The organism is Enterocloster citroniae, from assembly GCF_040545455.1.
Lineage (GTDB): Bacteria > Bacillota > Clostridia > Lachnospirales > Lachnospiraceae > Enterocloster > Enterocloster citroniae.
This window is the reverse complement of sequence record NZ_JBEPLZ010000004.1, coordinates 349,629-370,611: the sequence shown is the minus strand read 5'-3', so window position 1 is coordinate 370,611 and position 20,983 is coordinate 349,629. Positions and strand designations below refer to the sequence as shown.

Below are 20,983 nucleotides of genomic sequence, written 5' to 3'. Positions count from 1 at the left end.
GGCCGGTCCCCGCGGACCGTTTTTTATACCATAGGGAATTCCAGAGGAATTTCCCATGATATTAAAAAGCACAATCCACTCCATGGGGAACGGGTTGTGCTCTTTTTGGAAAGCCCTAACAGGCAGGGAGAAAAGCCTGTCTTATACTAATTTCTGGAAATACTCATATCCGCCGTTTTGGTATTTCTGCACCAGCTTCTGGATCTTCTCCGTTGGGGAGAGAGATGCGCTGATGGAGCGGTCATGGTTCAGGGCGTTGATGATAGCCGCCATATACTTGCTCATGTCAGCTTCCAGATACCATTCCCTCTTTAACAGGTCCTGGTTGCGGTAATTCAGGTTGGTGGTAATCACATAATCCAGGTAGCCCTGGGTATAAAATTCGTCAAACTTCTCAAGGCCATTGGTAAAGAGGCCGAAGGTACAGCATACAATGACCTTGCCTGCTTTGCGCTCCTTCAATTCCTTACAGGTATCCAGCATGCTCTCACCGGAAGAGATCATGTCGTCAATGATCAGGACAGTCTTTCCTTCCACGGAGGCACCAAGGAATTCATGGGCCACAATAGGGTTGCGTCCGTTGATAATCTGGGAGTAATCACGGCGCTTGTAAAACATACCCATATCCACGCCCAGGTTGTTGGCCAGGTACACGGCCCGGTTCATGGCTCCCTCGTCAGGGCTGATGATCATCAGGTGCTCTTTGTCAATCTGGATGCTGGAGTCATGTGCAAAGAGACTCTTCACAAACTGATAAGTAGGCATGAAATTGTCAAAGCCGATAAGGGGGATGGCATTCTGCACGCGTGGGTCATGGGCATCAAAGGTGATGATGTTCTCCACTCCCATGGCTGCCAGCTCTTCAAGCCCCATGGCGCAGTCCAGGGATTCGCGCTTGCTGCGCTTGTGCTGACGGCTTTCGTATAAGAAAGGCATGATCACATTTACCCTGTGGGCTGTGGATACACAGGCACCGATCACCCGTTTTAAATCCTGGAAATGGTCATCCGGTGACATGTGGTTGGTATAGCCGCTGACCATGTAGGGAATGCTGTAGTTCATCACATCCACCATCACAAAGACATCGGTACCGCGGACGGATTCACCGATAACGGCCTTTCCTTCTCCTGTGCCGAATCTTGGGCAGCTGCAGGGAAGAAGGTAGGAATCCACGTCATAACCGCGGTAATGCAGATCCTCCTTGCGGCGCATAAGCTCTTCCATATCATTGCGTCTAAACTGTACAACATGGTCATTTACCTTGGATGCCAGTTCCTGACAGCTTTCCAGTGCAGCGATTTTTAGCGGCGCAACAGGAAGGGAATCGTTGAATACATAATTGTTAGCCATGATAGCTGTGCTCCTTTGTTAAATAAGTAAATAAATACTAATACTCGTATGTTGTCAAAATACCACATATGATTTATACCATTTTTTATTTGGCCCGGTCAAGGGGTTGCGGGTATTTCTTCAAAAAATACAAAATATTTTCAGAAAAAGAACTTGCCATTTACAAAAAAGGGCAATATTGTTATTATATAAGTTATATACTGATGGGATTGGTGCGGATTCAGAAAATGCTTTACAAGTAAGGGCACGTATAGTAAAATCAAGCGGATATGACTTTGCGCAGGTATTGTTTCATCCTGAAAACGGGCAGGCGCAGAAGGCGTGCATGGAAGGCGTGCCGGTGCAGAATATAGATATGAGGGGTATGAACCGGATGGAGTCTGGCAGGAAGACAGTGAGGACCAGCTGCGAGTGCTGTGGGAATTACGTATATGATGAGGAAAATGACTACTATATCTGTGAAGTGAATCTGGATGAGGATGAGATGGGACGCTTTCTGAGTAATACCATGTACCAGTGCCCTTATTATCAGTCCGGGGATGAATACCGGATCGTGCGCAAGCAGATATAGGCAGGGCAGATAAAAGAAAGCCGGATAAAAAAGCAGATACAGGCAGATTGAAAGAGAGGAAATAAGATGAGCAAACCAGTGGTTGCGATCGTGGGAAGGCCCAATGTGGGCAAGTCCACGTTGTTTAATGTGATAGCAGGAGATACCATCTCCATTGTAAAAGACACACCGGGAGTGACCAGGGACAGAATCTATGCTGACTGTAACTGGCTGGATATGAACTTTACACTGATCGACACAGGGGGCATCGAGCCTGACGCCAGGGATGTCATCCTTTCCCAGATGAGGGAGCAGGCGGAGATAGCCATTTCCACTGCGGATGTGATCATCTTTATCGTGGATGTGCGCCAGGGTCTGGTGGATTCCGATGCAAAGGTGGCGGACATGCTGCGCAAGTCCCATAAGCCTGTGGTGCTGGCCGTGAACAAGGTGGACAGCGTGGCCAAGTTTGGCAATGATGTCTTTGAATTCTATAACCTGGGGATCGGTGACCCTGTACCGGTATCGGCTGCTTCGCGCCTGGGGATCGGCGATCTGCTGGATGAGGTGGTAAAGCACTTTGACGGTACGCAGGCGGAGGAGGAAGATGATGACCGTCCGCGTATAGCGGTGGTGGGCAAGCCTAATGTAGGTAAATCTTCCATTATTAATAAGCTGCTGGGAGAAAACCGGGTGATTGTAAGCGACATTGCCGGCACCACCCGGGATGCGGTGGACACGGAGATCATTCACAACGGCACCCCCTATGTGTTTATTGATACGGCAGGACTGCGCCGCAAGAATAAAATCAAGGAAGAACTGGAGCGGTACAGCATCATCCGTACGGTTACGGCCGTGGAACGGGCTGATATTGTGGTGATTGTCATTGATGCCACCGAGGGCGTGACGGAGCAGGACGCCAAGATCGCAGGGATTGCCCACGAGCGGGGCAAGGGTGTGATCGTGGCGGTGAATAAGTGGGATGCCATTGAAAAGACGGATAAGACCATTTACGAGTACACCAATAAGATAAAGAATACATTATCCTTTATGCCCTATGCGGAATACATTTTTGTTTCCGCCCAGACAGGACAGCGCCTTCCAAAGCTGTTTGAGCTGATTGATGCGGTGCGCCAGAATCAGACACTGCGCGTGGCTACAGGAGTACTCAATGAGATCATGACGGAGGCGGTTGCCATGCAGCAGCCGCCGTCAGACAAGGGAAAAAGACTTAAGATTTACTATATGACCCAGGTGGCTGTGAAACCGCCCACATTCGTGATCTTTGTGAATGACAAGGAACTGATGCATTTTTCCTATACCAGATACCTGGAGAACCAGATCAGGAATGCCTTTGGATTCAAGGGAACTTCCCTAAAGTTTATTACCCGGGAACGCAAGGCAAAAGAGCAGTAAGCCAGACAAGGGGGGATAAAGGAATGGAACGTATCATATGTTTAGTTATGGGATATGTGTTTGGACTTTTTCAGACCGGTTATCTTTATGGCAAGTATAAGGGGATCGATATCCGCCAGCACGGAAGCGGAAACTCCGGAAGCACCAATGCCCTGAGGGTGATGGGAGTGAGGGCGGGACTCATTGTATTTCTGGGAGACTTTTTTAAGACAGTGATCCCCTGTTTTCTGGTAAGGATCCTGTTTGGAAGCCAGCCGGATTATCTTTATGTGTGGATTCTATACGCCGGATTCGGAGTCATACTGGGACATAACTTCCCGTTTTATCTGAATTTCAAAGGCGGTAAGGGAATTGCGGCAACTGCAGGAATTGTCACCTCCCTGGACTGGAGGCTGATGCTGCTGTGCCTGGCGGCATTTGTCCTGGTCGTGGCTGTGACCAGGTATGTATCCCTGGGATCTCTTATTGTATCCACCATTTTAGTGGTCTGGAATGTGGTGATGGGACAGATGGGAGCCTACGGACTGTCTGCTGCGGCCAGACCGGAATTTTATGGTATCTCCGCAGTGATCGCCGCCATGGCCTTCTGGAGGCACAGGGCCAATATTGTAAGGCTGGTGCAGGGCAAGGAGAATAAAGTAGGCGCAAAAAAGAAATAAATAACTGAAAATGGACGGTGAAGTTATGGCATCAATTGGTGTAATTGGAGCAGGTACATGGGGAACCGCGCTGGCTGTACTGCTGAGCGGCAACGGACATCAGGTGATCATCTGGTCGGCGATACCGGAGGAAGTGAGGGAACTTAAGAAAACACACACTCACAGGAATCTGCCGGATCTGCATATTCCGGAATCCATCGGATTCACAGAAGATCTGAAGGAAGCAATGGAGGACAGGGATCTTCTCATCCTGGCAGTGCCCTCAGTCTTTGTGCGCGGCACGGCGCAGAAGATGAAACCATATATCAAGAAAGGCCAGGTTATTACAAATGTGGCAAAGGGGATCGAAGAGAATACCCTTATGACATTGTCGCAGATCATTGAGGAAGAACTGCCGGAGGCTGAGGTTACAGTGCTTTCAGGACCCAGCCATGCGGAGGAGGTCAGCAAGGGTCTTCCCACCACCTGTGTCGCAGGCGCCCACAAAAAACATGTGGCGGAGTTTGTGCAGGGTATATTCATGAGCCAGGTGTTCCGCGTTTATACCAGCCCTGACATTCTGGGAATTGAACTGGGCGGAGCTTTAAAGAACGTGATCGCTCTGGCATCCGGCATGGCTGACGGTCTGGGCTACGGGGATAATACAAAGGCGGCCCTGATCACCAGGGGGATTGCGGAGATATCACGCCTGGGCACGGATATGGGAGGCAGGATGGAGACATTTGCAGGTCTTACGGGAATCGGGGACCTGATCGTTACCTGTGCCAGCATGCACAGCCGTAACCGGCGTGCCGGTATCCTCATTGGCAAAGGTTACACCATGGAGGAAGCCATGGCTGAGGTGAATATGGTGGTGGAAGGAGTATATTCCGCCAAGGCAGCCCTGGCCCTGTCCCGGCAGCACCATGTTTCCATGCCCATTGTGGAGCAGGTCAATGCCATCCTGTTTGGGGGTATGCCAGCCAAGGAGGCGGTGCTGGAGCTGATGCTCAGGGATAAGCGGATTGAAAACTCCGGATTGGAATGGGAAGAAGAGTAAGATCAGAGAGTGAAAACAAACATATTTTCCTGGAATAGCAGGGGAGGGAAGGCCTGAATATGGTCCCCTCCCCTAAAAATTGGTTCATTTTGAGGAAATACAGCAAATTTTAGGATAATTTTTCTGCAAATCCCTAAAATCGACTTAATATTTTCATGAAAAGGTTGACAATCTCTTCCGGACTACCTATAATATAGAAAGCTTTACATAGAAAGTCCATGATAATACAGCGATGCTATGGATCGTGGAACGTAAGGAAAAGCAAGAGGAGGAAACATTTATGAAGAAGAGATTATTTAGTCTTGGCCTGGCAGTGGCCATGGCAGCTTCCCTGACAGCGTGCGGAGGCTCCAAGACAGCAGAAACAACCACAGCAGCACCGGCTGCTGAGTCAAGTGCGGCAGGGGAAACCACAGCGGCAGGTGAGGCGGCAGAAACCACAGAAGCAGCCGGCGGCGTGATCAAGATCGGCGGAATTGGGCCGACTACCGGCGGTGCTGCAGTATACGGCCTGGCTGTTCAGCGCGGTGCCCAGCTGGCAGTGGATGAGATCAATGCCGCAGGCGGAATTAACGGTGCTCAGGTTGAGTTTAAATTTGAAGATGATGAGCATGACGCAGAGAAATCTGTCAATGCCTATAATACGTTAAAAGACTGGGGTATGCAGGCTCTTATGGGAACCGTTACCTCTGCTCCCTGTATTGCGGTTGCTGATAAGACGGCCTCTGACAACATGTTCCAGATCACACCATCCGGTTCTGCTGTAGAGTGTGCGGCAAACCCCAACGTATTCCGTATCTGCTTCTCCGATCCGGATCAGGGTGCAGCTTCCGCCAAGTACATTGGTGAGAACAAGCTGGCTTCCAAGATCGCTGTTATCTATGACAGCTCTGATGTATATTCCAGCGGTATCTATGAGAAGTTTGCTGAAGAATCCAAAAACCAGGGTCTTGAGATCGTTGCAGCAGAAGCATTTACCGCTGACAGCAACAAGGATTTCTCCACACAGTTACAGAAGGCAAAGGATGCAGGCGCCGAGCTGGTATTCCTGCCTATCTACTATACAGAGGCTTCCCTGATCTTACAGCAGGCTGACAAGACAGGATTTGCTCCTCAGTTCTTTGGATGCGATGGTATGGACGGTATCCTTCAGGTTCAGAACTTTGACACCAAGCTGGCAGAGGGCCTGATGCTTCTTACACCATTTGCAGCGGATGCTTCCGATGATTTGACCGTTAACTTTGTAAAGAGCTACAAGGATGCATACAATGAAGTTCCTGTACAGTTTGCAGCCGATGCCTATGATGCGATCTACGCCATCAAGGCAGCAATGGAAGATGCAGGCGTGACATCTGATATGGATGCAAGCGCTATCTGTGATGCACTTAAGACCTCTATGCTGAACATCAAGCTGGATGGACTGACCGGCGAGGGTATGACCTGGACAGAGGACGGCGAGCCTCATAAGGCACCTAAGGCTGTTAAGGTTGTGGACGGAGCTTACACAGCAATGTAATTGCAGCGATTGCAGATCATAATGCGAAACCCAACAGAGGGTTGTCTCGATGACAACCCTCTTGTTTATAGTAAGTTTCTGTGATATATTAATTTCAGTATTCTGCCGCTTCATAGTGGTAAATTAAAAAAGACTTCAGACAAAGAGGTGTAGGTATGGGCTTTATTAACTATTTGATCAACGGCGTCAGCCTGGGCAGTGTATATGCCATTATAGCTCTTGGGTATACAATGGTTTATGGGATCGCCAAAATGCTGAACTTCGCTCATGGCGATGTTATTATGATTGGCAGCTACGTGGTATTTGTTACGGTCAGCACCATGGGATTTCCTCCCATGGTAGGGGTACTGGTGGCAGTTCTGGCCTGTACGCTGCTGGGTATGACCATTGAGCGGATCGCTTATAAGCCCCTGCGCGGCGCCTCTCCTCTTGCAGTACTTATCACGGCCATTGGTGTCAGTTATCTGCTGCAGAATGTGGCACTGCTTATATTTGGTGCGGATACGAAGTCATTTACATCTGTTGTTACTATTCCGGCCATCAAACTGGCGGGCGGACAGATGACGATCACAGGGGAGACCATTGTCACCATTCTTTCCTGTATCGTTATTATGATCGGTCTGACCACATTTATCAACAAATCCAAGGCAGGGCAGGCCATGCTGGCTGTTTCGGAGGACCGTGGGGCAGCTACCCTGATGGGGATCAATGTCAACGGCACCATTGCCCTTACGTTTGCGATCGGCTCCGCACTGGCTGCCGTTGCAGGCGTGCTCCTGTGCTCGGCTTACCCGTCCCTGACTCCCTATACCGGTTCCATGCCGGGCATCAAAGCCTTTGTTGCTGCTGTGTTCGGCGGCATCGGCTCTATTCCCGGTGCATTTATTGGCGGGATCCTCCTGGGTGTAATCGAGATCCTTGCAAAAGCATACATATCCTCACAGATGTCGGACGCCATCGTGTTCTCTGTGCTGATCATTGTGCTGCTTGTAAAGCCCACCGGTATTCTGGGCAAGAAGATTAATGAGAAAGTGTAGGTGCCGGTATGAAGAGTAACGCAAAGCGTAAAACATTTATCAATAATATGATCACTTACGGAATGGTGGCGGCAGCCTATGTCATCATGCAGATCCTGGTGGGTACAGGCCATGTGTCCAGCCTGATGAAGGGACTTTTAGTTCCCTTCTGTATCTATGTGATCATGGCTGTTTCCCTGAACCTGACTGTTGGTATCCTGGGTGAGCTGAGCCTGGGCCATGCAGGATTTATGTGCGTGGGCGCATTTGCAGGCGCCCTGTTTTCCAAGTGTATGAAGGGGGTTATTGACCCCACCCTGGGAATGGTGATCGCCATTATCATCGGGGCTGTCACAGCAGCAGCCTTCGGCATACTGATCGGTATTCCGGTACTGCGCCTGAGAGGCGATTATCTGGCCATTGTAACCCTGGCATTCGGCGAGATCATCAAGAACCTGGTAAACGCCGTTTATCTGGGACGTGACACGGCAGGATTTCATATTTCCTTTAAGGATTCCATGTCCCTGAACCTGGAGGAGGGCGGCGAAGTGCTGATCAAGGGGGCCCAGGGAATTACAGGAACGCCCCAGACCGCTACCTTTACCATTGGAGTGATCCTGGTTCTGGTCACCCTGTTTATAGTGATCAATCTGGTGAATTCCAGAGCGGGACGCGCCATCATGGCGATCCGCGACAACCGGATCGCAGCAGAGTCCATTGGTATCAATATCACAAAATATAAGCTGCTGGCTTTCTCTGTTTCCGCAGGTCTGGCCGGTGTGGCGGGCGTACTGTACGCCCACAACCTGACCACCCTGACAGCGCTGCCCAAGAACTTTGGATACAACATGTCCATTATGATCCTAGTGTATGTGGTTCTGGGAGGCATTGGAAGTATCCGGGGATCGGTGATCGCAACCGTTATCCTCTACCTTCTTCCGGAAATGCTCAGGGGACTCAGCAACTACCGTATGCTCATGTATGCTGTGGTGCTGATCCTTGCCATGCTCTTTAACTCCGCGCCGCAGTTTGTGACCATGCGTGAGCGTGTGGCAGAGAAGTTCAGCAGGAAAGATAAGAATCCGGCAAAGGAGGCGGCATAACATGGCATTACTTGAAGTAAAGAATTTAAGCATTTCCTTTGGCGGACTTAAGGCAGTTGACAATTTCCAGATCAGTATTGATAAAGGGCAGCTCTATGGCCTGATCGGGCCTAACGGCGCCGGAAAGACCACGATCTTCAATCTGCTTACGGGCGTATATAAGCCGGATGCAGGAAGCATAGAGCTGGACGGCGTCAATGTAACGGGAAGAAAGACCACGGAGATCAATCAGGCAGGGATTGCAAGGACGTTCCAGAATATCCGTCTGTTTAAGGATCTGTCCGTGCTGGACAATGTAAAGGCGGGACTGCACAACCACTACAAATACTCCACGGCGGCAGGTATCTTCAGATTGCCAAGGTATTATAAGACAGAGAAGCAGATGGATGAAAAGGCCATGGAGCTGTTACATGTATTCGGGCTGGATCATGAATGTGATTACAAGGCATCCAACCTGCCATACGGCAAGCAGAGAAAGCTGGAGATAGCCAGGGCGCTTGCCACAAAACCCAAACTGCTTCTTTTGGACGAGCCTGCGGCAGGTATGAATCCCAACGAGACAGCAGAGCTTATGGAAACCATCCGTTTTGTGCGGGACAATTTTGATATGACGATCCTTCTCATTGAACACGATATGAAGCTGGTAAGCGGAATCTGTGAAGAACTGACCGTACTGAACTTTGGCCAGGTCCTTTGCCAGGGTGAGACCGGCATGGTCCTGCACAATCCGGAAGTAGTAAAAGCGTATCTTGGTGAATAGGAGGAGAGGTTATTATGGCTATGCTTGAAGTCAGAAACCTGGAAGTATACTATGGTGTGATCCAGGCCATAAAGGGAATCTCCTTTGATGTAAACCAGGGAGAGATCGTAGCGCTTATCGGTGCCAACGGGGCAGGAAAGACCACCACCCTGCACACCATTACCGGTCTGATCAGCGCAAAATCAGGAAAGATCATTTACGAGGGAACGGATATAACCAAGGTTCCCGGATATAAACTGGTCAATATGGGCATTGCCCATGTGCCGGAGGGCAGGAGAGTGTTTGCAACCCTTACGGTTCTTCAGAACCTGAAGATGGGAGCTTACACCAGGAAAGACAAGGAAGAGATAGACAGCACCCTTAAAATGATCTACAGCCGTTTCCCACGTTTGGAGGAGCGGAAGAATCAGCTGGCCGGAACTCTTTCCGGCGGCGAGCAGCAGATGCTTGCAATGGGGCGTGCCCTTATGAGCCATCCCAGGATGATTGTAATGGATGAGCCCTCCATGGGACTCTCACCCATTTACGTAAACGAGATCTTTGATATCATCCAGAAGATCAACGGGGACGGGACTACTGTGCTTTTAGTGGAACAGAATGCGAAGAAGGCCCTCTCCATCGCCAACCAGGCATATGTTCTGGAGACCGGCAATATCGCCCTCAGCGGGGATGCCGGGGAACTTATGAATAATGATCAGGTAAAGAAAGCATATCTCAGCGAGTAACATGTAAAGATATGGGACCTGACGGGGGAATGGGAACGGGGACCGGATCAAGACCGGTTCCTGTTTTTGTATTTCGGGAAAAACACTGCAGATGAATAAAGTTTATTTTACCCCATTTTTTAAAAAGTTTGGGGAGTCCGTTTTCGGATATTGAAATTGACCGCCATATATGCTATATATAGATTACCGCCTGTGATCGAGACAGTAACTTAACGATCAGAACACCTGGATTTTCACCCGGGTGTTTTATATTCTTGTTTACTCTCGGAGACTCCGAGCGTAAACTCTTCGGAAAGGAGGGAAGAGATGCTTGATAAAAGGGATTTAGAGATGATCCGTATTATTATGAAGGAAGAGATTTCGGCTTCTGAGGAACGCATGGATGCACGTTTTGCAGAGCAGGAGAAGCGCATGGATGCACGTTTTGCAGAGCAGGAGAAGCAGTTTAATAATCGTATAGAGGAGCTGTCTTTAGACTGGGATATACGTTTGGATCTGCGTTTTGCCGCTTCAGAGAACCTGATCCTTGGTGAATTGGACCGGGTGCACATGAATCTGCAGTCCCAGTTGGACGATATGCGCAGCAGATTGGATGAACTGACAGAGTATTACAGGATCAAGAAGCTGGATAATGTCAACCAGACACTTCTCCTGCAGATGATACAGGAAGTAGAGAGAAGGGTGGAAGCCCTGGAAAAGAAAAGTGCATAATCAGCCCGCAGTTTACAGCGGGCTGGAGTTCAGATATCTATCTAATCTTTGTTCTATTTTTGGTTTTATCCGTTGTTTCATATAATTATTCAAAGGTTCCCCTGCCCACTGAGGGTAATCCCATTTTATTAATATTAAGCAATAATTCTTTATCATACCCCTGATTCACAGCGCATATATTATAAAAGCATAGCAAGGGGGTATATTTATGGACAATTTTAATGTATACAAGGATATTCAAGCGAGAACAGGCGGAGAAATTTACATAGGCGTAGTAGGGCCGGTCCGGACAGGTAAATCTACCTTCATTAAGCGGTTCATGGAACTGCTGGTGCTTCCTGCCATGGAGGATGATAACCTGCGTAATCTAAGCCGGGATGAACTTCCCCAGAGTGCTGCCGGAAAGACCATCATGACAACGGAACCCAAATTTATTCCCAAAGAGGCGGCTAAGATCAGTCTTGCGGACGGCATTGAAGCCAAGGTGAGATTAATTGACTGTGTGGGATTTATGGTGGAAGGTGCCGCGGGCCATGTGGAGAACGGAGAGGAACGCCTGGTGAAAACACCATGGTTTGACTACGATATTCCCTTTACACAGGCAGCGGAATTAGGCACCAGAAAAGTCATCAACGACCACTCCACCATAGGGATCGTGGTGACCACAGACGGCTCCATTGGCGAGATCAAACGACCCGGGTACATGGCGGCTGAAAAGCAGACCATTGATGAACTTAAAAAGCTGGGAAAACCGTTTGTAGTCCTTCTCAATTCCATGAAACCATATTCCGATGAGACAGCCAAACTGGCCAGAGAGATGTCGGAAGGTTATGGCGTATCGGTGCTTCCGGTAAATTGTGAACAGCTGAAAAAAGATGATGTATTCCATATTCTGGAAAAGGTGCTGAAGGAATTTCCGGTAACGGAAATGGATTTCCATATTCCAAAGTGGCTGGAAATCCTGCCGGCTACCCATTGGCTGAAGGCCCAGGTCATTCAGGCTGCCAAGGGAGTGATCCAGAAGGTAAGCCATATGAAGGATGTTGCGGGTGAACTGGCTGAACAGCGCACCGATACCATCCGCTCTATGAATGTAAAAAATATGCAGATGGCGGACGGCCGCGTGGCCGTGCAGGTGGATATGGATGACAGCTACTATTACCAGATCCTCAGCGATTATGTAGGCCTGCCCATTGAGGGTGAATATCAGCTGATGCAGACACTCAGCAGCCTGGCCAACATGCAGAAGGAGTATGAGAAGGTACAGAATGCCCTGACCCAGGTGCGGTTAAAGGGCTATGGTGTTGTAACCCCGGAGCGCTCAGAGATTGTCCTGGATGAGCCGCAGGTAATCAAACACGGCAATAAATACGGGGTGAAAATGAAGGCTGAGGCGCCGTCCATCAACCTGATCAAAGCTCACATTGAGACGGAGATCGCCCCCATTGTAGGCAGCGAACAGCAGGCCCAGGATCTGATTACATATATTAAGGAAAATGCAAGGGAGAGCGATGACGGGATCTGGAACACCAATATTTTTGGAAAATCCATTGAGCAGATCGTGGAAGACGGGATCCAGGCAAAGGTTTCCCAGATGACAGAGGACTGCCAGTTAAAGCTTCAGGACACTCTCCAGAAGATCATCAATGACAGCAATGGCGGAATGATATGCATCATCATATGAAATCAACATTGGCCCAGGGAAATGTTGAAAGCATGACATTTCACAGAAAATTGTGTAAATATAACGATACTATTTGCATTCTTATTGAGAATATGGTATACTGTACCAATAATTGACAGAATATTCACGGAGTAAGACTATATAGTACGCAGAGGGGAGAATGCAGATGAAACTAACATTTATCGGGGCGGATCATGAGGTGACAGGGAGCTGCCATTTCCTGGAGGTTGGGGCGTCAAAGGTATTAATTGACTGTGGCATGGAACAGGGAAACAATGTCTATCAGAACGCGGAATTGCCTGTGAGCTACCGTGAGATCGACTATGTATTCCTGACCCATGCCCATATCGACCATGCAGGCATGCTGCCCTGGATCTATGCCAGGGGGTTCAGAGGACAGGTGATCGCCACTTATGCAACCGTGGATCTCTGTAATATCATGTTAAAGGACAGCGCCCACATACAGGAGATGGAGGCTGAGTGGAAGAACCGCAAGGCCCGCAGAGCCGGCCGCGTGGAGGTGGAAGCGCTCTATACAATGGAGGATGCGGAAAGCGTCCTGAAGCATTTTGAGGGAGTGGCTTACGGCCAGGAGTTTAAACTCAATAACGACCTGACCCTGCGGTTTACAGACGTGGGCCATCTGCTGGGCTCTGCCTCCATTGAGATCTGGGCAACGGAGGACAAAAAGACAAAAAAGATCGTGTTTTCCGGTGATATCGGCAACAAGAACAAGCCTTTGATCAGGGATCCCCAATATATTAGTGAAGCGGATTATGTGGTCATGGAATCCACTTATGGCAACCGCTACCACAAAAAGGATGTCAACCATGTGGAAAGCCTGGCCCGTATCATCCAGGAAACACTGGACCGCAGCGGCAATGTCGTGATCCCCGCATTTGCAGTGGGGCGTACCCAGGAATTGCTGTATCTCATCCGCCACATCAAAGATGAGAAGCTGATCCAGGGGCATGACGGGTTTGAAGTTTATGTGGACAGTCCCCTGGCAGTGGAGGCCACCCATGTGTTTAAGGAGAATATGATGGAGTGTTATGATGCGGAAACCAAGGCATTGGTGGAACGCGGAATCAACCCCATTGATTTTCCGGGACTGAAGCTCTCCATCACCAGTGAAGAATCCAAAAACATCAACTTTGACATGACGCCTAAGGTGATTATATCTGCTGCCGGCATGTGTGATGCGGGACGCGTCCGCCACCATCTCAAGCACAACCTGTGGAGACAGGAGTGTTCCATTGTGTTTGCAGGTTACCAGGCGGAAGGTACCCTTGGCCGGGTGCTTCAGGACGGCGCCCAGACGGTGAAGATCTTTGGCGAGGAGATTGATGTCAGGGCTCATATTGAAACCATGGACGGCATCAGCGGCCATGCGGACAGGGACGGACTGATCACCTGGATCTCATCTTTTGAGAAACGACCCGGCTATGTATTTGTAGTCCACGGGGACGAGGAGTCCTGCACTTCGTTTGCAGATGTTCTTAACACCCAGCTGAAGCTGGCTGCCAGGGCACCCTACTCCGGTTCCCAGTATGACCTGATCAGGGGATGCTGGATCAAGGAGGCAGAACCTGTGCTGATCGAAAAAGAAACAGCAGCAAAACGTAAGGCAACCGGCGTGTATACGCGCCTTGTGGATGCGGGCAGGCTTCTTATGGATGTGATCAGCCGTAATCAGGGCGGCACAAATAAAGACCTGGTTCATTTTACAGAACAGATACTGGCCCTTTGTAATAAATGGGACAGGTAAAGACAGTACAGACAGGAGACATTGATACATGAGTAAAGTACAGATTTATACGGATGGTTCGGCCCGAGGCAATCCTGACGGCCCGGGAGGTTATGGGACAGTCCTGCATTTCACAGACAGCAAAGGACAGCTTCATGAGAAGACCATGTCCGGCGGTTATGTGCGCACCACCAACAACAGGATGGAGCTGATGGCCGCCATTGTGGGGCTGGAAGCGCTTAACAGGCCCTGTGAGGTACAGCTGTATTCCGATTCCAAGTATCTGACCGATGCGTTTAACCAGAGGTGGATCGACAGCTGGATCGCAAAGGGGTGGAACCGGGGGAAAAGTGGTCCGGTGAAAAATATTGACCTGTGGAAGCGTCTTTTAAAGGCAAAGGAACCGCACCGTGTGGAATTCATCTGGGTCAAAGGACATGCAGGCCATCCGCAGAATGAGCGCTGTGACCAGCTGGCAACTTCGGCAGCTGACGGCAGCGGACTAATGATAGACGAGGGTCTTGAAAATTGATTTTTCTCAACATACCTGGGGCTATGCCCCGGCGCTGAGGGAAAGGCCGATACAGACAGATAACTCCGGACCGTGATCCGGAGTTTCTTACATATCTCTTACAATCTATTACTCCTTTTGTCTGCATATTCCATTTCCCGATTTTTTGTGATAATGTTATTACAAGACAATGGCAGGGAAGTGTGACTATGAAAGATAAACGAATATGGATTGTGATTGGCTGCATTCTGGTCATAGGCACTGGTGTTACCCATTACACCAAATATTATGTGAAAAACCAGGCATCAGTAACAATGGAGGCAGCAGCATCGGCAGGTGATATCCCTGCAGGAGCACCCAACCCTGCGTCTGCTCCTGAAGTACAGGATAGGGCGGCGGAAGGAGGAGCGGCTCCAGGGGCGGCTGCGGGAGGAACGGCTGCAGAGAAAGCCGTTCCGTCTGAAAGGAGCTTAAGCTCGGCTGCATCGGCCCCCCCGGGACCCGGCGCAGCACCGGCGGCTGCGGCCGATGGAATGGAGGAGTCCCACGCAGATGAAACCATGGCTGCATCTGATGAGACAGGCGCTTCAACAGAGGCGGCAGAAGCAGAAGCTGCCCAGATATATTCAGATGATGATGTCCCGGTGGAGGCAGTACCCATATCGCCTCTTACAGGAGCCAAAAACGGGGAGATCAGGTCGTATCGGATGGTTGATTACAAGCAGCGCCTTATGGACCTGGATACCCAGATCCAGAAGATGCGGGAGCAGGAAACAGATTCCAATGTCTACTCTATCAAAACATCAGCCGAGACAGAACTGAAGATGTGGGAAAGCGAGATGAACACCATCTATAATTCACTTCTTGAGTCTCTGGGCGATGAGGAGGCTGCCAAACTGGCGGCAGAGCAGCAGGATTGGATGAAAAGCAGGGATGCCAAAGCGGCGGAGAGTTCAGGAAAGAACAGCGTATCAGTGGAGGGCATCGGATACGCGGCCACCCTGGTAAGTCTTACAAGGGACAGGGCATATGAGCTGGCCGGGCGGTATGAGGATGCAAACGGAGTGAAGACCGCTCCCAAGGAAGAAGCGTCCACCTCAGTGTCGGGCCAGTAGGCATAGGGAACGCAGATCCAACCAGATAGGATGAAGCTGGTAAACAGCGGGAAAATCAATGAAAATTCGTTGGTTTTCCCGCTTATTTTGTTAAGTGAGTCTTGATAAATATATGCCAATATGGTAAAATGACGGTTATGTAATTTATGATGTTATGATATGGAGGAAGATAAAGTGAAAGAACCACAGTACCGCGGCGTGAATGAGCTCCGCCGGATGTTCCTTGAATTCTTTGAGAGTAAGGGACATCTTGCAATGAAGAGCTTTTCCCTGGTCCCGCATAATGATAACAGTCTGCTTCTGATCAATTCAGGTATGGCCCCCTTAAAGCCATATTTTACCGGACAGGAGATTCCGCCCAGAAATCGGGTGACCACCTGCCAGAAGTGTATCCGTACCGGTGATATTGAGAATATTGGCAAGACGGCACGGCACGGCACCTTTTTTGAGATGCTGGGCAACTTTTCCTTTGGGGATTACTTTAAGCACGAGGCGATCCGGTGGACCTGGGAGTTCCTGACCGATGTGGTGGGACTGGATCCTGACAGGCTGTATCCCAGCGTGTATCTGGATGATGATGAAGCCTTTGAGATCTGGAACAAGGAGATTGGTATTCCTGCTGAGCGCATATTTAAATTCGGTAAGGAGGACAACTTTTGGGAGCATGGTTCAGGCCCCTGCGGTCCCTGTTCAGAGGTCTACTATGACAGGGGTGAGGCTTATGGATGCGGTAAGCCCGGATGTACGGTGGGCTGCGACTGCGACCGCTACATTGAAGTGTGGAATAATGTATTCACCCAGTTTGACAATGACGGACATGGGAATTATACGGAATTGGAGCATAAGAACATTGATACAGGCATGGGACTGGAGCGCCTGGCTGTTGTGGTCCAGGGCGTGGACTCCCTGTTTACAGTGGATACCAATAAGGCTCTGCTGGACCGCGTCTGCGAACTGGCTCATACACAGTACCAGAAGGACCATGAGACGGACGTATCCCTGCGTATTGTGGCAGATCATGTTAAATCCTGCACCTTTATGATTTCCGATGGTATCATGCCTTCCAACGAGGGCAGAGGTTATGTGCTGCGCCGCCTTCTGCGCCGTGCCGCACGCCATGGGAGAAAACTGGGGATTGAAGGAAAGTTCCTGGCGGACCTGTCCGGAACCGTAATAGAACTTTGCAAAGATGGATATCCTGAACTGGAGGAGAAGCAGGCCATGATCTTTAAGGTGCTCTCCGAGGAAGAGGACAAGTTCAATAAGACCATTGACCAGGGACTTATGATCCTGGGTGAGATGGAAGAGGAGATGCAAAGCGGCGGGGGAACAACCTTGTCCGGCGCCAACGCATTCAAATTATACGACACCTATGGCTTCCCGCTGGACCTGACAAAGGAGATCCTGGAGGAAAAGGGATACGGGGTGGATGAGGACGGATTTACTGCCTCTATGAAAGAGCAGAAGGATAAGGCCAGAAAAGCCCGCAAGACTACCAACTATATGGGAGCTGATGTGACTGTCTATCAGTCCATCGATCCGGCGATCACAACAGAGTTTATCGGCTATGACAGGCTGACTGCTGATTCCAGGATTTCGGTCCTGACCACGGAGGACGAGCTGGTCCAGGCCCTCACCGATGGACAGAAGGGGACCATTATTGTGGATCAGACTCCTTTCTACGGCACTATGGGCGGACAGCAGGGCGATGTGGGTGTGATCACCAGCCCGGACGGAGCGTTTAAGGTGGAGGATACCATTCATCTGCAGGGCGGCAAAGTGGGCCATGTGGGCGTTATGACAAAGGGAATGTTCCAGGTGGATGATGCAGTCACCCTGTCGGTCTGCAAAAAGAACCGCGCCCTTATCTGTAAGAACCACAGTGCGACCCACCTTCTCCAGAAGGCTTTGCGGATCGTTCTGGGAGGCCACGTGGAGCAGGCTGGTTCCTATGTGGATGCAGGCAGGCTCCGTTTCGACTTTACACATTTCTCAGCCATGACTGCTGAAGAGATCAAGAAAGTGGAAGACCTGGTCAATGAGGAGATCCAGGCTGCCCTCCCTGTCATGACCGAGATCATGACCCTGGAGGAAGCCAAAAAGACAGGCGCCATGGCCCTGTTCGGCGAGAAGTACGGTGACAGTGTGCGTGTAGTTGAGATGGGTGATTTCTCCACCGAACTTTGCGGCGGCACCCATGTTGCCAATACCAGCAACATTGCCTCGTTTAAGATCCTCTCAGAGACAGGCATTGCCGCTGGAGTAAGGCGTATTGAGGCCCTTACCTCAGAGGGGCTGATGAAGCATTATGAGGAGGTTGAGGCCGAGCTTCATGAGGCGGCCAGGACCGCTAAGACAACCCCCGCTTCTCTCACTACCAAGATAGAGGCCCTGCTGGATGAGATCAAGTCCCTTCACGCTGAGAACGAGAAGTTAAAGAGCAAACTGGCTAAGGACTCCCTGGGAGATGTAATGAGCCAGGTAAGGGAAGTAAACGGGGTTAAGGTTCTGGCTTCCAGAGTGGCGGGAGTGGATATGAACGGCCTGCGTGGCCTGGGCGACCAGTTAAAGGATAAATTAGGCGAGGGTGTGGTTGTAATTGCGTCTGAACAGGACGGCAAGGTGAACCTGATGGCAACCGCAACCGATGGTGCCCAGAAGCAGGGCGCCCATGCAGGAAACCTGATCAAGGCCATTGCCGGTCTTGTGGGCGGAGGTGGCGGCGGCCGTCCCAATATGGCTCAGGCAGGAGGAAAGAATCCTGCAGGCATTGAGGATGCCCTTAAGAAGGCCGTTGAAGTGGTTCAGGAACAGACAAAATAGCCCCGATCACCAAAAAAATGCAAAATAACTGTAAGAATTATAAATTTATTCTTGACGTATGGTATTTTTATGCTATAATCATAGCAGTGCGAAAAATACCCAAACAGTTGTATTATGCACAATTACACAACTGGAGGGAGGTTAGGTGTGAGCGATGTCAAACGTAATTGTTAAAGATAACGAGAGCTTAGACAGTGCTTTACGCAGATTCAAAAGAAACTGTGCAAAGGCTGGCATTCAGCAGGAAATTCGTAAGAGAGAGCATTACGAGAAGCCAAGCGTAAGACGTAAGAAAAAGTCTGAAGCTGCTCGTAAGCGTAAATACAACTAATCCGTAATCCGGATTAGCTTGTTAGGTGTAAGAGAAATCAGCTGGTTACCGTGATCCGTCACGGCGGCCAGCTGTTTTTTTCGCGTTTAAACGCACATAAGGGCGGAGTTCCGTTTTGTGGAATCATCCGCCCTCATTTTTATGATTCTATTTCCTTCAGGCTGCAGCCCGGCTCCGCCACCATGGAATAGTTGGTATGATATATAACAAAACCGGGAGCCGAACCGGCTACTTTTTTAATATTCTTCTTCTGGATATAGTCGATCTCCACCTTATCATTGTCCCGGCCTTTTGAATAGTAGGCGGCCAGGGAGCCGGCTTCCTCAAAGACACGGTCGGGAAGTTCCGACTTTCCCTCGGACCTGACGATCACATGGGAACCGGGAATGCCTTTGGCGTGGAACCACCAGTCGTTTCCGGTGGCCAGTTTAAAGGTCAGTTCCTCATTTTGGTAGTTGTTCTTCCCCACGTAGATGTGGTAGCCGTCTGATGAGAGATAATGGAAGGGTCTGCTGGTGACCTTGGGCTTTTTATCGCTGGGCCTGCGCTTCTTTACATAACCGTACTCCATCAGTTCTTCCTTGATCTGGACCAGATCGTCCTCCCCCCGCGCAATATCCAGGGAGGAGCTGATGGATTCCAGATGGTCGATCTCAGCTTTTGTCTCCAGGGTCAGGCCGGCGAGGGCTTCATAGGTCCGCTTCAGCTTGTTGTATTTGTCAAAATGCTTCTTTGCATTGTCCTTGGCTGAAAGCTGGGGATCCAGGGGGATGGTGATCTCTTCGTTGGTGTAATAGTTGAGGCAGCGAAATGACGTTTCGCCTCCCACAAGCTCATAACCATAGGTGTTGAGCAGTTCTCCGTAAATTCGGTATTTTTCCTTTTTTTCCGTGTCCTTCAGCTGCTTGAGCTGCAGGTCGTATTTCTTATAATTGCGCTCCAGCGCGGTCTGGACAATCCGGCGCAGATCTGAGGATTTCTGGCGGATCCTGGTGACCATGTCGCGGGAGGAATAGTAGTTCTCCAAAAGATTGCTGATGGAGGGGATGGTCTCCATGCGGTACTGTGCCCCCTCATAGCAGGTCAGGGGAAATGCCCCATACTCCACAGGTCCATCGGCATCATATATGATGGTCGGGGAAAAATGACCGTCACGTACATCCTCCATCACCAGGCTGAAGGTGCGGTGCAGGTGGATCATCTCAGTTTCGGTAAGCTCATTGGCGGATTGGTCTGAATCAATGGATGCCAGATGGCATATCTCCTCCGCCATGATGGGGCTGATGCCTGTAAGACGGTTGTAAAGGGCTTTTTGTACGGTCATGGGCGCGGCGCCGATGGCGCGGGCAAAATCCTGGGCAGAGATGGTGAGAGGGTCTTCCTTTGCCATGGTCTGGGGGATAAAGTAGGCCCTTCCGGGAAGGACTTCACGAACCGAACTTACCTGGGCGGACACATGCTTGATGCTGTCGATAATGGTTTGGTCTTCTTTGCAGAAAATAATGTTGCTGTGTTTTCCCATGATCTCTACGATCAGTTTTTTCCTGCAAAGGTCCCCCATCTCATCCAGGTGCTCCAGTTCAAACTGGATGATGCGTTCCAGGCCGGGCTGGCTGACCGTTACGATCCTTGCGCTGCCGATGTGCTTTCGCAGCAGCATGCAAAAGCCCGGGGCCGTCATGGGACTGGGTTTGTTCCCTGCCGTGAGATAGATCAGGGGAAGGCTTGCGCTGGCGGAAATCTGAAGCCTGTAATTCTCCTTGTTATTTTTAATGGCAATGAGCAGTTCGTCCTTTTCGGGCTGGGCGATCTTGGAGATGCGTCCTCCCTCCAGGGTGTTCTTAAACTCATGTACCAGGCTGGCTATGGTAATACCGTCAAATGCCATAAATACACACTCCTGTCAGGCCTGTTTTGGCAGGAAGGC

Annotated in this window: 18 protein-coding genes; 16 read left to right on the top strand and 2 right to left on the bottom strand. The window is 50.1% G+C overall.

Features of this window, described 5'->3' with window-relative positions:
- Positions 1–141: 141 nt before the first annotated feature.
- On the bottom strand, positions 142–1,350 hold the full coding sequence (locus ABID13_RS07645) for a ribose-phosphate pyrophosphokinase (RefSeq protein WP_048930517.1): 1,209 nt from the start codon (positions 1,348–1,350) through the stop codon (positions 142–144).
- A gap of 373 nt (positions 1,351–1,723) precedes the next feature.
- Between ABID13_RS07645 and ABID13_RS07640 the strand changes: the two genes are divergently transcribed.
- From ABID13_RS07640 to rpsU, 16 genes are all read left to right on the top strand, one after another.
- Complete coding sequence (locus ABID13_RS07640; RefSeq protein WP_040416804.1) at positions 1,724–1,921, top strand: DUF6472 family protein; 198 nt, start codon at positions 1,724–1,726, stop codon at positions 1,919–1,921.
- 66 nt (positions 1,922–1,987) lie between these two features.
- Complete coding sequence (gene der / locus ABID13_RS07635) at positions 1,988–3,316, top strand: ribosome biogenesis GTPase Der (RefSeq protein ID WP_048930516.1); 1,329 nt, start codon at positions 1,988–1,990, stop codon at positions 3,314–3,316.
- A 23-nt stretch (positions 3,317–3,339) separates the two neighbouring features.
- The gene (gene plsY, locus ABID13_RS07630) at positions 3,340–3,975 is read left to right on the top strand and encodes a glycerol-3-phosphate 1-O-acyltransferase PlsY (protein WP_007864221.1); all 636 of its coding nucleotides are present in this window, start codon (positions 3,340–3,342) and stop codon (positions 3,973–3,975) included.
- Positions 3,976–4,000: 25 nt separating this feature from the next.
- The gene (locus ABID13_RS07625; RefSeq protein ID WP_007864222.1) at positions 4,001–5,014 is read left to right on the top strand and encodes an NAD(P)H-dependent glycerol-3-phosphate dehydrogenase; all 1,014 of its coding nucleotides are present in this window, start codon (positions 4,001–4,003) and stop codon (positions 5,012–5,014) included.
- Between the two features lie 280 nt (positions 5,015–5,294).
- Positions 5,295–6,530, top strand: a complete 1,236-nt coding sequence (locus ABID13_RS07620; RefSeq protein WP_007864223.1) for an ABC transporter substrate-binding protein — start codon at positions 5,295–5,297, stop codon at positions 6,528–6,530.
- Between the two features lie 155 nt (positions 6,531–6,685).
- A complete protein-coding gene (locus ABID13_RS07615) occupies positions 6,686–7,567 on the top strand; it encodes a branched-chain amino acid ABC transporter permease (RefSeq protein WP_007864232.1) in 882 nt (293 codons plus the stop codon).
- Positions 7,568–7,575: 8 nt separating this feature from the next.
- Positions 7,576–8,649 carry a branched-chain amino acid ABC transporter permease gene (locus ABID13_RS07610; protein WP_007864235.1) on the top strand — a complete coding sequence of 358 codons (1,074 nt, stop codon included), beginning with the start codon at positions 7,576–7,578 and terminating at the stop codon, positions 8,647–8,649.
- A gap of 1 nt (position 8,650) precedes the next feature.
- A complete protein-coding gene (locus tag ABID13_RS07605) occupies positions 8,651–9,409 on the top strand; it encodes an ABC transporter ATP-binding protein (RefSeq protein ID WP_007864238.1) in 759 nt (252 codons plus the stop codon).
- Positions 9,410–9,423: 14 nt separating this feature from the next.
- Positions 9,424–10,134 (top strand): ABC transporter ATP-binding protein, encoded by a 711-nt coding sequence (locus ABID13_RS07600; RefSeq protein WP_007864241.1) that lies wholly within the window; start codon positions 9,424–9,426, stop codon positions 10,132–10,134.
- Between the two features lie 306 nt (positions 10,135–10,440).
- Entirely contained in the window at positions 10,441–10,845 is a 405-nt protein-coding gene (locus tag ABID13_RS07595; protein ID WP_048930515.1) for a hypothetical protein, read from the top strand.
- A 208-nt stretch (positions 10,846–11,053) separates the two neighbouring features.
- Positions 11,054–12,529 (top strand): stage IV sporulation protein A, encoded by a 1,476-nt coding sequence (gene spoIVA / locus ABID13_RS07590; RefSeq protein ID WP_007864249.1) that lies wholly within the window; start codon positions 11,054–11,056, stop codon positions 12,527–12,529.
- 160 nt (positions 12,530–12,689) lie between these two features.
- Complete coding sequence (locus ABID13_RS07585) at positions 12,690–14,297, top strand: MBL fold metallo-hydrolase RNA specificity domain-containing protein (protein WP_007864264.1); 1,608 nt, start codon at positions 12,690–12,692, stop codon at positions 14,295–14,297.
- 28 nt (positions 14,298–14,325) lie between these two features.
- Positions 14,326–14,808, top strand: a complete 483-nt coding sequence (gene rnhA / locus ABID13_RS07580) for a ribonuclease HI (RefSeq protein WP_007864266.1) — start codon at positions 14,326–14,328, stop codon at positions 14,806–14,808.
- A gap of 188 nt (positions 14,809–14,996) precedes the next feature.
- Entirely contained in the window at positions 14,997–15,902 is a 906-nt protein-coding gene (locus ABID13_RS07575; protein ID WP_045091337.1) for a lysozyme inhibitor LprI family protein, read from the top strand.
- A gap of 174 nt (positions 15,903–16,076) precedes the next feature.
- Entirely contained in the window at positions 16,077–18,725 is a 2,649-nt protein-coding gene (gene alaS, locus ABID13_RS07570; RefSeq protein ID WP_197092197.1) for an alanine--tRNA ligase, read from the top strand.
- A gap of 154 nt (positions 18,726–18,879) precedes the next feature.
- A complete protein-coding gene (rpsU, locus tag ABID13_RS07565) occupies positions 18,880–19,056 on the top strand; it encodes a 30S ribosomal protein S21 (protein WP_003504099.1) in 177 nt (58 codons plus the stop codon).
- 139 nt (positions 19,057–19,195) lie between these two features.
- Here rpsU and ABID13_RS07560 read toward each other — a convergent pair whose 3' ends face one another.
- Positions 19,196–20,944: an Rqc2 family fibronectin-binding protein gene (locus tag ABID13_RS07560; protein ID WP_048930513.1), complete on the bottom strand. Its 1,749-nt coding sequence runs from the start codon at positions 20,942–20,944 to the stop codon at positions 19,196–19,198.
- Between the last annotated feature and the right edge of the window lie 39 nt (positions 20,945–20,983).